Source organism: Pseudomonas sp. R3-18-08 (genome assembly GCF_003852065.1).
GTDB lineage: Bacteria > Pseudomonadota > Gammaproteobacteria > Pseudomonadales > Pseudomonadaceae > Aquipseudomonas.
In genome coordinates this window covers 3,895,652-3,911,120 of the sequence record NZ_CP027729.1, presented here as the reverse complement: position 1 = coordinate 3,911,120, position 15,469 = coordinate 3,895,652, and the positions used below count along the sequence as shown (strand labels likewise).

Genomic DNA, 15,469 nt, shown 5'->3' with positions numbered 1-15,469 from the left:
GCCGTCGCGGCGGCCCATGTTTGCGTGTTACCAAAAGTTGTTTACATATAGACAGCCCTCAGGGGTTGTCAGTCAGTACCTGGGCGGGGTGCAGCTCGTCGTAGGTGTCGTTTTCATCCTCATTGACGGTGTACCAGGCCCAATAGGTGGTACGCCGCATGAATCCTCCTGCGGTGAGTGTCTGTGTCGGGCGACCGAGAGGGTCATACAATTGCCGGTCGCTGTGGCCCAGCTCGCGCATGGAGTGGTCATTGACGTAGGCGTGGCTGTTGGCGAAGTAGGCGCGGTAGAGGCGTATGACCAAGCCCTTGTTGTTGTATTCGACACGTTCGCTGACGCGCCAGCGGGGGTCGGCATGCACTTGGCGCAGCTGCTGCTTCAAGATGCCGGATGCATCCGCCAGCTTGTCGACCAACAGGTCGCCCTTCTCGTCGACCGCATGGGCCGGGCCTGGTTCGGTCTTCTGCTTGGTCTGCAATGAACGGCCGAAGCCATCCCAGCAGGTCAAGGTCATGCGCACCTGTCGCTCGGCATCGCCGGGGTAGCGGTCGGCTTGCAGCACGAGCCCATGTACCGGCGTCCGGCTGGCCGCATCGATCAACGCCTTGAGTTGTACTTCGCTGTCGCTGAGCGTTTGACGACCGTCACTCAGGCGCAATCGCGCGCTCATGCGGATATGCCCGCCGGGGAGCAGGTAGCCTTTGGTAATCCACTCGGGCTTGACCTGGGCCGGGTCGATGCTGCCCATCCAACTGAATGGGGCGTAGCAGTGCGCGCTGGCCATGTCTTGCAACACGCTTTGCGCCTGTTCGATGGCAGACCCAGGCGTTACATGCTTGAGCGGACGGTAGCTGTCCAGCGCGGCGAAGCCCACCCTGAGGCTTTGTTCATGGCCGTGAAAGCTGCTGGCAAGCAACTGTCCAAAACCGTCATAAAGCGCCTCTTGAACCGTGCCGTTTGGGTCGACGATTTTTGTCGGCAGCAGCAATCGATAGTCGTATTCGGCTACGGTCACGCAATCGTCGGGGGCTTTCACCCGCAGGGTTTGCAGGGTGTAGGCGTCGTATTGAAGGGTCGTTTGGCCGTGGGCCTTGGTGGCCCGCAGCGCCCTCAACCGACAAAACCGGCTGGGCTTGTCATAACGGGGAAAGTGGCGGCAAATCGACCACAGGCGGTTTTGCGCGGGCGGCGCCTCGCCGTCGAACAGAAAAAACATCGCCATGGTGCGATAGCCACTCTCGGTGAGCGTTTGCACCAGGTCCACCGTGGGTTGGTTGGGCATGGCCGGGATGTCGTTGTAAACCTTCAAGGCCTGGTCATCCAGCTCGGCGGTTTCCAGGTAATCGGTCAGTGCCTGGGCTGTGGCGACGCCGGGGTCCAGGGTTTTACCTAAGCCACCGGCCTGCCGGTAGCGCTGCACCGACAAGCCGCTCAGTGTGCGCAAAGCCCCTGCGGCCAATGGCCCGTCGCGAGTGTCGATGAACCGTTCATAGGTGATGCGCGCGGGGGCCAGCCCGCCAGGCGCCGGCGCTTTGCCGAGCACCAGGGCGTTGTTTCGTTGGCGGTAGGGCAAGGCCAGGCGCCACTGCTGTGCGCCGTCCAGGTGAATCGGCTGTGCCAGCGTTTCGCTCAGGTAATAGAACTGTTGCGCGCTGTCATGGGTATCGCGCCACCAGCGTTGTTGGTGCTCATTCACCAGCACGGCGGGTGGCGGATCGCTGGCGGTGGTACGGCGCGCATAATGCAGGGTCACGCCATGCACCAGGTAACCATAGGCGTCCCAGCGCAGGTTGATCTGGTGCTGGCAGAGGGGATCGTCTGCCACGCCTTCATATTGATAGCTGATCGACTCCAGGGCTAATGGCAGCAACCGGGCGTAGGGCGTATGGGCACTGGCCGGCGCCAGTTCGCGGACCAGATACCGCTGGTGTTTGACCGAGTAGGGTACGGCGGCGTGCGCCGGGTCCGCCGCCATCACCTCGACCCGCAGCACACTGCCACTCAGTGCACGGGCCGCCTCGCGTGCCAGCGCCGGCGCAGGATCGCTGATCAAGTCGTCGTGATGATCCAGTGGCCCTGCCTGGGCCGTCGCCCTGTAGCGGCTTACCAGCGTGCGCCCGAGGGTCTTGGCTTGCGGGTCATGAGGGCTTTGGTCGAGGGTGGGCATGTCAAGGGAGCGACCGGTATGAAACCAGGTTTTGCTGCGCAAGGCTGCGCTGGAACCTGGCGGGTTGCGTGCGTCCTTGCGGCGTTCGGTGTCGGTTTGCAGCACCAGCCCGAAGCCACGGAACTCGCGATCCAGGCGGTCGTAATACGCCTGGCGATAGCTCACGCGCTGGGTCAGTTGGTTGCCGGTGATCTCGTCCCGTTGGTTTTGTTGGCTGACCAGCAGCAGCGCAAAGGGTAACCGGCTGATTGCAGGCTGACCCGTGGCATGCAGCTCGCGTTTTTCGTCCAGCCACTCCTGGGCACTGCTGCGATAGTTGATCAACGCCTGGGCGCCCATGTTGTTATCGGTGCGCCTGAGGAGCCAGGGCTTGTGGCTGAAAAAGTCATAGCGCCAGTGGATGGAGGTCTGGTGGGCAGCGGTCAGGATCAGGCTCGGACAGCCCAGACCGAGCACGTCGATAACGCTGACCTGGCAGTGGTCGTCATACTGCACGCCCTCTGGCCACGGGACGTTGATCGCTTGTGTCTCGAAGCCGTTGCCGCCTTTGTTGAGGAAAATACTCAGGTGAGCGGCGCTCAAATACAGCAGGTCTGCCGCGCCACCGCCATTGAGGTCGACGAGCAGTACATGCGCCGCGTTGAACGTTTGATAACGCAACGGCAGCGTGGCCAATACGAACCCCCGGCCAAAACGGCCGCGACCCAGGTTCGGCCAACATTTCACTTCGTTATGCCGGATACGCACCAGATGCTGTTGGCCGGTGGCGAGTACATCGCTGAACGCCACCAGTTCGTTGGGCGAGGAGGAAATGACCGGCAAGCCATCGTCGGGCCCATGCGGCACCTCGGTGGCGGGTGCGAAGCCGGATGCCCGGCGATGTTCATACAGGCGCACGCTACGCGGACCGATCATCGCAAAATCATGACGGCCTGCCCCCATCAAGTCAGCGAGCGTGCCCTGCGGGTGGAAGAATTCCGACGGGAATGCATCGAACGGCGTATAGGCTGACCAGTTGCGCTGTTCGTCCAGGCTGAAAAAGCCGTTCATCCCGGGGCCCGCCACCAGCCAGTCCAAACGCCCGTCGCCGGTCACATCGGCCAGCGCCTGGTGGATGGGCCGGGTGCTGTCGGCCACCGGCAGTCGCGTCAACTCTACGGCCGCGCCGTAGGTCACCTCGTCGCGGGTGCGCGGGTGTTGCGGCCTGAGCGGTTCATGGTAATACCAACATTTGTCTGCGCGGTACAACACACCGGGCAGGCCTTCGCCATACAGATCCACCAGTTGATAACGAGCGCCGCCATGCGGCTTGGGCAATGCAGCGAATGCCTGGTAGCGGCCAGGGTCAACCTTGAGCTGGCTCGACTCATAAAGGCACTCCAGCGGCGGGCGGCTCACGCTGTTGCCCGCGCTGTTGAAGGCTTGCTCATGCACCGCGCTCAACAGGCTGACTTGCGAGGAGAGGCGGTATTCCAGCAGCAGGCGCTGGACCAGCACCGGGTCGGCACCCATTTGCGTTTCTTTGGGGAAGTGGTGAAACATCAGGATCTGGCTGCAGCGGCGCAGGGTGCGTAACTCGAAGCCGAAGGCAAAATCCGAGCAGGGGTCGGGGCGTGCCGGCCAGTCCTGGATTTTCCGATACGTCGGGCGCATATCCAGTTCGAGGGCGCGTTCGCCATAATCGAAGAGCAATTGAAAGTGCCAGCCCACGTCCGGTTCATCGTCGGTCTGCCAGAGGTAAAGCTGCTCCTGCTCCCTGGCGGTGAAGTTGCCGTAGCAGACGCTTTGCAGGTAATGCCGGGCGCGGCAGTCCCTGGGGTAGCGCGCGGTGTCGGTTTCTTTCGTGTAGTGATAATAAATGTGCTCGCCGTGGGCGTTCAGGCTTTCCTGCAACAACCACTGCGCCACATGGTGCGGCTGGTCCGGATCGGCAATCCGGGCCAGCGCGGTTTTTCCGTAAAAGTGCTGGCTGCCATCGGCACCCTGTATCAACCAGAAGCCGGCCGTGTCGGTTGCCGATTGCCAATGTTCGATACGGTCGAAGCGGCCCTCGACCCTGGGGAAGTGGCGGGTGACCGTATACGCGATGGGCAGTGGCAAACCATTGAATGCCGCGTGGCTGCTGCTGATGATCGCGCCCTCGGCGTCGCGTTCCGGTAGCCAGATTTGCGCGTCGGGGCCCACCAGCACATCGTGCATCGTGTAGCCAGGCACGCCATGGGAGGTGCGCCGGCTGACGGCAGGCTGGGGCACCCCCCAGCCCAGGCCGAAGGGGCCGTTACCGGCGCCGCTGTGGTAGGTCAGCGACATGGCCGGCGCGTAGCCACGCCCGGGCGAAATCGGCAAGGCAATTTCAAAGCTTGCCGTACCGCTGGAGCCGATATCGCCCCAGCCCTTGCCGGTGCCCTGGATGGCCGCACCGCCTTTGGGCAGGGCCGGGGTATTGACCTGTAGCAGGGAAGTGTCGTCGCTCATGCCTGACCCCTACTGGCAGCTGCCCTGGCGGTGTAGCGCAGGTGAATGACAATATCGTTGATGGATTCCAGGACGGCTTTTTGCCCGCTCGGGTTGGGGAATTGCAGGGTCCAGTCGGAGATGGCCCCCGTGTATTCGAACGGCAAGTAACGCTCGTTGCTGTCGAACGTGAGGGTGAACAGGCCGTTGTCATCCAGCCCGGTGGACAGTGCGATTTGCTGATGGGCACGCCGGTCCGTGCGCTGCTCGCCGGTGGGCAGTTCGATTTGGTTGCGGGTCTGGGTCAGTATCGCCTTGATGTCTTCATAGGGGCCCAGGGTCGCGGGCAACGATACGCTGATGCCCTTGATCCGTCGCAGGATGTGCCCGGGGTAATCCTCTTCGAACAGTGCCGCGGGTAATTTGAAGCACAGCGTGCCTTTAGTGACCAGTTGTCGTTTATGAGCAGTCCACTTCTCTTCAGTCGTGGGAGGCGGCGTCTGGGAGGTGTCGGTTGCGGGGGGGGAGAGCTCGCACTCGTGCAGGCGGTGGCGCAGGGAAATGGTCTTGACGATCTCCAGATCCCGCACGTTATGGTTCAAATAGGCCGCGTTCATGTTCAACACCGACAGCTTCAGGGCTTCACCCGCCAGATAGCCTCGGTAGTTGTTGTTCCAGGCGCCAGGCTGGATAAACGTGCGCGCATAGTCCGCTATCTCGTACTGCCAGCACGCCTGGGCGCTGCGGCACAGGGAAAGGCTAAGGTCATAGACTTGGTAATAGAACGTGCTCAACTGAGCGTTGAGCCAGTCATACAGCTGTGCCTTGGAAAAGCGCTTGGCCAACAATTGATAGTTCGACCAGGCTTGGGCCAGGGAGGTCTGGGCCAGGCGCAATTGCAGGCGCGTGGCTTTTTCCTGCTCGGCATAGGCCTGTAATTGGGCATCGACCTGGGCCAGTTCGAGTCGGGCCTGCTCCTGGGCATGGGCCCACTCTTGCGCCCGGCGGTTGAATTGCTCGGAACGATCCAAGTCTGCGGCGGTGCCGCGCAGCGCCGTGGCAACGCCTTGGGCGATGGCTTGGGCAGCATAGAACGGGCCTTCCCAACGCGAGCCGCCGACACTGGTACCGAAGATATTCGGTGCCACCATCGCGACGCCGGCCGCGGCGGCGGCGGCGCAAGCGGCGGTGTCGAACCCGGTGCTGATCAGGTAGAGCAAGCCTGCCTGGGATTCGCCGGGGCTGATGCCTTCGGTGAGCTGGTGTGCGTAGTAGTGCATCCGCGACTCGATCATGCGTCGGCTGGCGTCGAGTGCCTGGCGGTTCCTTGCGTCGATCTGCAACGCCTGGGTTTGCTGGGTCACGACGATATTGGCCAGGTCCCACGCCTGTTGTTGCTGTAACTCCAGATATTCCGCCTGTTCCTTGCGTTCAATCAGGGTCAGCACCGTACTGCCGAATTGAATCACCGCTTCGGCGGCCGTGAGCGCGTGGCCCGACATGACCTGGAAGCGATAATGGCCGACGTGCGCGTCGACGAACGGCGCGGCACCACTTTCGCCGAAGGCCCCTTGGCCTTGGGCGGCCAGCAGTTTGAGAGGCGACAGCGGCGCCCCGTAGAGCGGCAGGTGCAAGGGTTTACCGGTGATGTCCAGATTGTGCCGCAGATTATGCAGACGGCTTTCGAGCTTGTCCCAGCGCGCCACCAGTTCGGCGTTGAAAGGCAGGCGCAGATTATCGGTGTCCGTGAGCCAAGGCAGTGCATCGCCTTCGACCGACAGGTTGACGTCGATGGTCGGGTTGGTTTGCTCAAGTTTGGCCAGGGCCTCAGAGCCCTGCGTGGCCAGCGCGCCAAGGGTGATCTGCGCCCACGGTTCAGTGATGCTGACCCTGGGGCGTGGGCCAAGGAAATGCTGGGCTCGGGTGTACCAGAGTTTGGCTTGGGTCAGGCTGTCCGGGGTGAGCTGGCGATAGTCTGCATCGCCGCGATTGAGCAGAATGTCCAGGTAAAACAGGTAGAGCGCCTTGCGAAAATGCACGGGTGAGCGTATCGCCAGTTCGTGGGGATCGTGGCTGGTGTAGCCGGGCAGCCGTTCTTCACGGGCCAGTTCGCGCATACCCCAAAAGGCAGGCCGTTTGCTGGACGCATCGGCGACGCGCCCAGGGTCGAACAGGTAGCCGAGCCAGGCTTGCGCTTCGGCATAGCGTTGCTCCTGATTCAGGCGATGGGCTATCAGCCAGGGCGCGTACAGGAACAGCTCCCAGAAGTACTTGCCGTTAGCACCCGTGAAGTCGATGTCTTCTGCTGTGCCGCCAGGTGTGAGTGGCGGCTCTTTCCAGGTTTCTGGCGTTAACGAGAACAAATGGTCAAGGCTGACATTGGCCGCCTGGACCAGCTTGGCGGCAATACAGGTATTCATGCGCAGGGTGGCGGGCATGTCGGCAGGCAGGCTTGCCGAATTGTTGGAAAAGTCGATGAATTCAGCGGTGCCGAGTTCGCCCGATTCGAGTCTTTTGATCGTCGGCGCCAGTTGCGGGTTGAGCGTGGGGTCAGAAACAGGTGTGGTCAGCGTCAGGGTTGCCGTATTCAATGCATAGCCGAGGATTTTCGCGCCGCCTTCGCCAGGCTCAAGCGTCACCACCCCATGTAGCAGGGTGAAACCGGACTTCATCTGCGCCTGCGTCACCGGAATGCGCGTCGTGACCCGATGCCCGTCAGGCAATTCGGGACTGGACCCGGTGAGGCTTTCGTGAGCGGTGTCCTGGAAACTGATGATGCGATGGGAGTTGGCAGTGATGTTTTCGGTGAATGGGTAGTCTTTGAAGTTCGCACTCATGATGACGTGTTTATAGGCGCGTAAGTTGGGCGTGGTCACGTTTGCCTTTCGGACTATCAGTGTGTTTTCCGAATGCAGCTTGTTTTTATTATCCTCTGGACTGGTATAGACGTGATAACGGTCGAGGTTGATATGGAACTGTTTGTGTGTGTATAAATTTACGAAAGCGTTTTTGTCGACATAGTTACCGTCCAGCAAAAGGTTGTTTTGCGCGTCTGTTCGATGGGTAAACAGTGCGCCGTCAGCATCACTTACAGCGTTAGGGAATTCCTCATGGGTGGTCGAATTTTTTAAATACAGTGCGCAGTACTCAGTTCTCTGCTGTGTGGAGGCACCGCTGATCATAGAGCCCTTGCTCAGTTTAAGTTGAGTGGCTTTGGGGTCATCCAGCGCATCATGGGTCATCAGCTTGATAGTGACATCCTGCTGTTTATCTAAGATGACGGCGTACTGGTGCTGGAAACGGCCACTGAGAGTAGAAGAGAACACAAGTTCCTGAGTGTTTGAATCGAAAGAAACGTCAGTGGTATCGGTGTTTTTTATGTTTGTCTGTTTTTTTTCAAAATTCCAATGGTCGTTTTCTTCGAAAATCATTTGCGACGCGATAGTAATCTCGTAGTCGGCTTTGGGCGCTATTTTAAACTGCAGGTTGCCCTGGTTCTTGTGAGCGAAGAGCGTGAGAAATTGCCGGGCGCTGTCAGGCAGCAATTCGCTGTAATACCCGTTAGTGCTCTGCAGCTCACCCTTGAGTATGGCCTGTACTTCGGTCTTCTGGGACGGGTCGAAGGGTTCCATCAGCCGGTTTATTTCTTCGGCCAGCGCTGAGCCGGGCAGCACGCTATAGCGTCCGGGGCTGCCGCCATCGGCGACGGTGGTGATAGTGAAGGACTGGTCGATATGGACGGCCTGGAAAAACCTGCCAATGAAATTATCCTGCTGTTTAGGATCTTTACGGCTGGTAGCGAGCACACTTAAAAAAAGCACGGGCGTGCTCTTGCTGTCGACGATTGCCACCGTTTGCGTAATGCCTTTGAGCAGCTCCGAACTGGATGCGTTAACGTCTTCGGTGGCGCAATATTGCTCAATGCACGCCTGAGGCACGCTCCAACTGCCGTCATGCTTCTTATACGAAAAATTGAGCCGGAATTTGACGTAGTGGGTGTTGATCCAATCGGCCAGATCTTCCTTTTCCTCCGAATCCGATCGCGCCGGCTTAAACGAACTGGACGGGGTGGGTTTGATGCACTCGGCCCAGATGAAAAATAGCCGGCTATTGAAGTACACCGGCCGGATACTTTGCTCGGCGGTGGCGTCGGAGACCGACAGGTTGATTTTTTTCCAGTCTGACCAGGCGTCCTGCAAGAGCATCGCGCCTGAGCGCCTGGACAGGTCCAGCGAGCGCCAGTAATAGGTGTTCTCGGAGGTGGATTTACCGACGAAGTAATAGGTGCCGCTGTGCAGGTTGTTCAAGTCGGCGTCTATATAGCCGTTGAGTGTGCGTATGTTGGCGGTTTCCTCGAACCTGGCCAGATACTGCTGAACCGCCGTGGCGACGGTGTCCGCTTGAATTCGGTATTGGCTGAGGTCGTTTTGCAACTGGTGAAAATTGTCGGTCCTGTTCCGTCGTAACGTCGGGTCCAGATAGTTGGCCGGGTGGTAGTGCAATTGCTGACTGGCACTCCACAGCGGGTAGGTGTGCAACTGTTCGCGCCAGATCTTGTTTTGTTGCGCGGTCATGCCCTGATGGGCATAGCCCGGCTCCAGGCCCAGTTCAATACGGCTGATGTATTGCTGCAGGCTGGAAATGGCGCAGGCTACCGGGCTGGTCGGCACGGCTTGGCTGACTTGTACGTCGAGTAGCCAATACGCATAAAGGTCATCGGCATTGCCGATGGTTGCCTTAAGCGCATCAGGCACTTTATGGGTGAGGTAGTACGCGAGCATGGCGTCGCGCAGGCTTTCATTAAGCTGTTGGTCAAGCGAGTGAGACATGATCAGTCCTTGAGCAGGTCGGTAGGAAAAGGCGTGTTGACGGGAGAGGCATGGGCACTCGTGAGCGCCTCACCGACGGCCTTCCATTGAGCGAACGTCGAGTTGGTTTCAAGTTGGCTGGCTGCAATCAGCAGGGTGGCCGACAGGCCGGTTGCAGTGCTGGCTTGGCGGCAGCGCAGCAGCCAGTCCAGGCGATCCATGGAGGTAATGCGTGGAGGGTTCAGTTGGCTGCTGAAGACGGTTATTTCGCTGGCACTCCAGCCAAAAAGTCGGGCGAGATGCTCGCTGGTTTCTTCAGTGTTGTGTTGTGCCGCGCGATTGGGCTGCGCGTTGGCCTGTTCGAAGTAATCGAGAATTTGTCCTTCCGTCAGGCCAAAACGCTCGATGCAATGGTTGAACTGCTGAATGAGGTAGAGGGTGTGCGGGTTCAGTTCAAGGACCGAAGACGCTTGATAGCCACTGTCCAGCCAGTGCGGGTTTATCAGAAACTGATCAAGCGCCTGGCGGCTGAGCGGCAATTGCAGAACATCGACGGCGTGGGGGAGCAGCAATATCAGATAGCCGAGGGTTTGCAGGGGTGGGGCTGCAGGCGCGTGCAGGCGCAGGAAATGGCTGTGATGGTCATATTTTTGATGACCATTGGCATCGCCTGGCAGCCGGGGTACGGCGCGGATGATCTCTTTGAGGCGCAGATACAGCGCCCAGAACTCATTACGCACCGTCTCCATCAGGGTACGAAGCTTGGGTTTGGCTCTCTCGATATAGTAGGTTGTGCGATTAGTGTCCGTGCTGATGGCAATGGCGGACAGCGCTTCCTCGACCGCCTCCTCAATGCTCGTGTTTGAGCGCATCCGTTGCAGTATTTGCTGGGCCAGGGCTTCCCAGTCCACGGCGGGCAAGCGAACGGCTTCATCAGCGGGTTGCTGGGGAAGTTCAAGCAGGTTCAGCTGTTTGGAGAGAGAAGCCTGATCATAGGCCGCGAACTCTTTCAACAGCAGGTTGATGGTCGGGTCCTGGACCTGCTGATCGAGCAATAGCTGGTGCCTCAACAGTGACAGGCTGTTGCCACTCTCCTTGAGCCAACGGCTGGCCCATTCCAGGTGCATGAGCATATCGAGAAAGTCAGCCGCGCCCTTCGGCTTGCGTCTGAGCGTTGGGTGACGCAGTTGCGTAAGAAAGGCCGTCGTGCCGGGCAACTGCAGCAGTTGCTGGCATTCCATGACCGACAAGCCGAACAGCCGAGCGATTCGCGCTTGCCGATAGAGTGCGCTGACGGTCTCGACCGTGCGGGTTTCGGGCTCATCGGCGATCAGCAGTTGCAGCGAGTCCTGGGTGTCTTGCAGGCCCAGCGCGGCGCAGAGTTGTTGGCGGGTGGTTGCGTCGAATGCCTGCTCGTCCAGACACAGCGCAGGCAGGGCCGAACCCACGCGGTTGAACACCTGATCGAACAACGACACGCGCTCACCCGAACCGTGAACGGGCAACTGATGGAGCCAGGCGGCAAACTCTTCGGCTTGCAGGCTGTAGCGCTTGCTCAGATAGCAAAAGACCCCCAGCGCCCGAAGGGTGTTATGGGTGATCAGCAGCGCGCGGTTGCTGGCGCCTTCGCAGCGCATCGCGCTGACCAGCAACGTGTCCAGTTGCGCGAAAGGCAGGCCGAGCCAGCGCTGCAGGCGAATCATCCGTTGCAGCCTGTCGAAGCGTTCAAGGCTCACGTTGACCAGCTTGGCGGGGGCGTCTTTGTTCAGGCTGATCGCGAGTGTGGGGGCAGATGCAAGCGCGCCGTTGATGTAACAGGCACCGTAAGTGAGGCCGGTGGGCTGTTTGCAATTTGGCGATTGGCGCGGTGCTTGTGTCTGCTGTGCCAGCAGCGCTTGAAGTTGTTCGGCATCCAGTTGCGTATGCTGCAGGAAATCAGTGACGTCTTCCGGCCCCTTTTCAGCCGTCCAGTTGAAGTACGTGCGATAGAAGGTTGGCGCGCCCTGCGCCGTTACCCAGTCTCTTTTCAGCAGCGCCTGTTGTTCAGGGCTCAGCCCGGATAACAGGCATTGCACCTCATTGTTGCGGGTAACGACTTGCCCGTAAGTGCTGGTTGCTCCCGCCAGGGGCAACTGGCGACTGATGCGATAGTTCAACTCACCCAACATCGGCTTGTCGCCCGACAAGCCCAGCCGGCATTGCTGGTGGTGGAAATGATACGGCAGTGAAAACGGGTACCAGGTGTTGCTCAGCAGCGAGTAGGCGTCGTCGGCGTCGGCGATATTGCTGAGCAAGGTCTGATTGATGATCGACAACATGGGCACCTGGCCCGTAACGCTGTGTTGGTCGATCAACAGGTCCTCGAGGTCTGCACGCCGGGCGGACAGCTTGAGCACGTCGGCCCCCTTGGCATTCTGTTCCAGTTGCAGGGCGAACAGATAAAGCGCGCGCAGGTAGGCAGCCGGAGAATCGACCGCGGCAATGGACGCGTTGGCGCAGAACTGTTCGCGATTTTCGTTGAACAAGGCCTGGTAGGTGGCATCGGTATCGGCGGCGACATCGCGTTTAGCGCGCAGGGTAGGGCACTGCGACGAGACCTGCTGTTCGCGAAACAACCTTTCCAGTTGCGCTGCAGCGCTCTTGGCCTTGCGGTATATCGCGTGGGCATCGTCATCGTTGCAGGTGGCCAGTTGCTCTGCGAAGGCCTTTTCGCTGAGGCGCACAATGTCGAATACCGAATGAATGTCGAGGCGCTGCAGCGCGGTGTTGAAATCGTCCCGACCGGGGGCGGGAGGGTGTGCGTGATCAATCAGTTGAGCGAGCAAGGAGCTGCTGTCGGCTTGCATATTCATACGTTCCTTCACGCCCGCCGATGGGTCCGGCGGGCAATGAAAAACGCTATCACGCAGGTCAGCGGGGCCAGGCATAGCTATTTACAGGCTGCGTCGGCCCCCGCCGGTTGCGGCATCCATACACCGATACCACCTCTGTGCAGGCATGAACCCTAGGCTTTGCTGACCATTGTGCAATTCAGGTCATGTGATCATGTCTGCTTCACTTCATCGAAACACGCCCTCGCTTGCGGCCTTCGACCCCCGCGGATTGACCGTGCGCAGCGTCGCTTATCTGTGCGCGACCTCCCAGGCTGCGCCGACGGCCCGTGTCAGGCGTCAAGTCTATGGGGCCAGCGGCCTTTTGCTTGAGCAGTGGGACCCGCGCCTTTCTACCCTTAAATTGCGCGAACCGTTGACTGCGGCGAATCAGGCTTCGGTGTACAGCCTGTCTGGTAGCTTGATCCGCAGCAACGATGTGGACGCCGGCATGCGGCTGATGCTGGCGGCGCCCTCGGGACAGCTGTTGCATGCCTGGGACGGCCGCGGTGCCTATCAGCGCCACGACTACGACACCTTGCAGCGTCCGGTGGCGGTGTTCGAACAAACTGCCGACGAAGCGCGACTCCGGTGTGTCGAACGCCTGGTGTATGCCGCGCCAACGCCTGAGCACCGCGCACTTAACCGCAGTGGCCGCCTGGTACGCCATGCCGACCCGGCGGGCACGCAGGTGTTCGACGCCTATGGGATGACCGGGCAGGTGCTGCGCCAAACCCGGCGGTTTCGCGAGGCCCCGGGCACTGTTGACTGGCCGCTTGCCCCGGCCGATCAGGACCAGCAACTGCAACCTGAGCTTTACACCACACGCTGGGCGTTCGACGCCCTGGGCGCCACGGTGGAACAGCTCGACGCCAAGGGCAATGCCCGACAGTTCGCCTATGGGCTGGACGGGCAGGCGAAAAATATTCACCTCACCTTGAAGAGTGGTACGCGCAAGACCGTGGTAGAGGGCTACGTCTACACTGCCGCCGGCCAGGTGGAGACGGCCCTGCTGGGCAATGGCGTGAGTAGCCTGGCCACCTATCGGGCCGAGGATGGCCGTATGCACCGGCTGATGGCGTACCGCAAAAACGAGCGGGCGGCGCCGCTACAGGATTTGAGCTACGACTATGATCCCGTGGGAAATGTTTCAAGCCTGCAGGATCAGGCACAACCGACCAGGTGGAGCCACAACACGCAAGTAGATGCCTCCTGTCGCTATGAGTACAACTCGCTGTACCAACTGACCCAGGCCACAGGCCGGGAAAGTACTGCCGCCGCCATCGGCCCGGCACTGCCCGCGCGTATTTCGTTCGGTTCGACCGACGCCGGTTTATGGCGCAACTATACCCAGCACTATGCCTATGACGAGGGGGGCAACCTGACCCGGCTGCGCCATGTGCCGTCCAGTGGTGTCGGCTATACCCGCGACATGCAGGTCGCAACTGGCAGTAATCGTGCGTTGTCGAGCGAGCATCCGGTTGACGAGTGGGCGCAGGGTTTTGATGCCAATGGCAATCAGCAACAGCTGGGGCGTGGCCTGCCGATGGCGTGGAACGTGCGTAATCAGTTGACCAAGGTCACGACGATTCTGCGAGAGGAGGGGGACCCGGATGAGGAGGCCTATGTGTACGCAGGCGACGGCCAGCGTGCGCTCAAGCTCACGCACCAGCAGGTCGCCGGCAGTCGGCAGACGGCGCGTGTGTATTACCTGCCAGGCCTGGAAATTCGCCATCGACCGTTGCGCCGGCTGAATGTTGTGCGTCTTGAAGTGGCGCGGTGCACGGTTGAGGTCGTGCAATGGGAGCAGGGGCTCGACGAGGGAGCAGCCGATGCAACCCTGCGCTTTTGCCTGACGGATCAGCAATCGAGTCATGGGCTGGAGTTGGGCGAACAGGCAGAGTTATTGAGCCAGGAGAGTTATTTTCCCTATGGAGGGACGGCGTGGTGGGCATCGCGCAGCGAGGTGGAGGGTCGCTGCAAGACGCGCCGATATTCAGGCAAAGAGCGTGACAGCAGCGGCTTGTATTACTACGGTTTCCGCTACTACGCCCCTTGGTTACAGCGCTGGATAAACCCCGACCCCCTGGGGGACGGGGCAGAGTTGAATCCCTATCTCATGGCGTTCAACAACCCGATCACACTCGTTGATTCAATGGGGCTGCTGCCGGCCGATGTGGAAAATACCCAAATACAGGGCGGTACTGTAATCCTCCTGCTTTTGGTCTTGCTGGGCCTGGGCGTGGGGGCGCTGCTTGGGAATGCGACGGTGGGGGCTTCCATCGGGGCTCTGGTGGGCGGTGTACTGTTTGGTACCAGTCGCCTGAATGCCTATCTGCAAATGCAACCGCAGGCCGTGGCAAGGGCCGCCGAACAAGTGGAAGAACAATTCGCCAGGGATATTTCAGAGCTGGCGATCAAGTTGGCGCAGCAGGCGCGGTTGAGTCACGAAGAAACGGAGCGGCTGGTGAATTTTGCCTATGCGCGCCGCCCTGCTGAGGGAGGCATGTCCCTTTACCTCCATGCATCGGAAGGGGCCATCTATGGCTATGCGGGGCCTGTGGGTGAATCGGGGGGCGTCGAGGGCGTACTGATGGACAGTCGTAACCCGATGCCTGAGTTGAAACGCATGGGCTATGGCGCGGCACTGCTGCGAAGACCAGGGCGTGAGTCCGCTGCCGCGAGTGGTCAGCAGGCGGGCGCAAGCACGTTCGAGGTGGGGGCGACGACACAGGTTGCCGGTTCCAGTCGCGCACGCGGTGGTCGGCAAGCGCAGGCCCAACTGCCGATGAGGGTGCCGAGGGCGATAAGAGGCGCTGCTCCACGGATGCAGATCAATACCGAGGTGCTTGGAGATATCAGTTCGTCGAGCCGCGAGGACCGCAGTATCGCCCTGACCCTCAGTCATTTGCAGGAAGGGCGTTTTGGCGCGGTTCATTGGCATCTCCACAGAGATCAACTGTGGTCTGCTGACTTGCACGGTTACGCCGCTTCTCGTGGTCGCAGTGCCTATCGTTTGATGTTCAAGCACCTCGGCGGCCAGAAGTACCGAGTGGAGGGCGTACGCAACCCACACCGCTGAAGTCGATCGCCGCCAGGATGTCGAGGCAATATCAGCGGCTGTGTGTCGATGCGGCGGCGGCGTGGTTTTGCTAGAATGCGCGCCGCGC

General features: G+C 60.3%; 4 protein-coding genes. 1 reads left to right on the top strand and 3 read right to left on the bottom strand.

Features of this window, described 5'->3' with window-relative positions; genetic code table 11:
* Positions 1-58: 58 nt before the first annotated feature.
* The 3 genes from C4J92_RS17845 to C4J92_RS17835 are packed head-to-tail and all read right to left on the bottom strand — an operon-like array spanning position 59 to position 12,281.
* Positions 59-4,642 (bottom strand): SpvB/TcaC N-terminal domain-containing protein, encoded by a 4,584-nt coding sequence (locus tag C4J92_RS17845; protein ID WP_124404791.1) that lies wholly within the window; start codon positions 4,640-4,642, stop codon positions 59-61.
* Positions 4,639-9,450, bottom strand: a complete 4,812-nt coding sequence (locus tag C4J92_RS17840) for a neuraminidase-like domain-containing protein (RefSeq protein ID WP_124404790.1) — start codon at positions 9,448-9,450, stop codon at positions 4,639-4,641. The genes C4J92_RS17845 and C4J92_RS17840 overlap by 4 nt, the downstream gene beginning before the upstream one ends.
* Positions 9,451-9,452: 2 nt before the next feature.
* Positions 9,453-12,281 carry a Tc toxin subunit A gene (locus C4J92_RS17835; protein ID WP_124404789.1) on the bottom strand — a complete coding sequence of 943 codons (2,829 nt, stop codon included), beginning with the start codon at positions 12,279-12,281 and terminating at the stop codon, positions 9,453-9,455.
* Positions 12,282-12,474: 193 nt separating this feature from the next.
* On the opposite strand from C4J92_RS17835, the gene C4J92_RS17830 reads away from it, so the two are divergent.
* On the top strand, positions 12,475-15,381 hold the full coding sequence (locus C4J92_RS17830) for an RHS repeat-associated core domain-containing protein (protein ID WP_124404788.1): 2,907 nt from the start codon (positions 12,475-12,477) through the stop codon (positions 15,379-15,381).
* Positions 15,382-15,469: the final 88 nt, after the last annotated feature.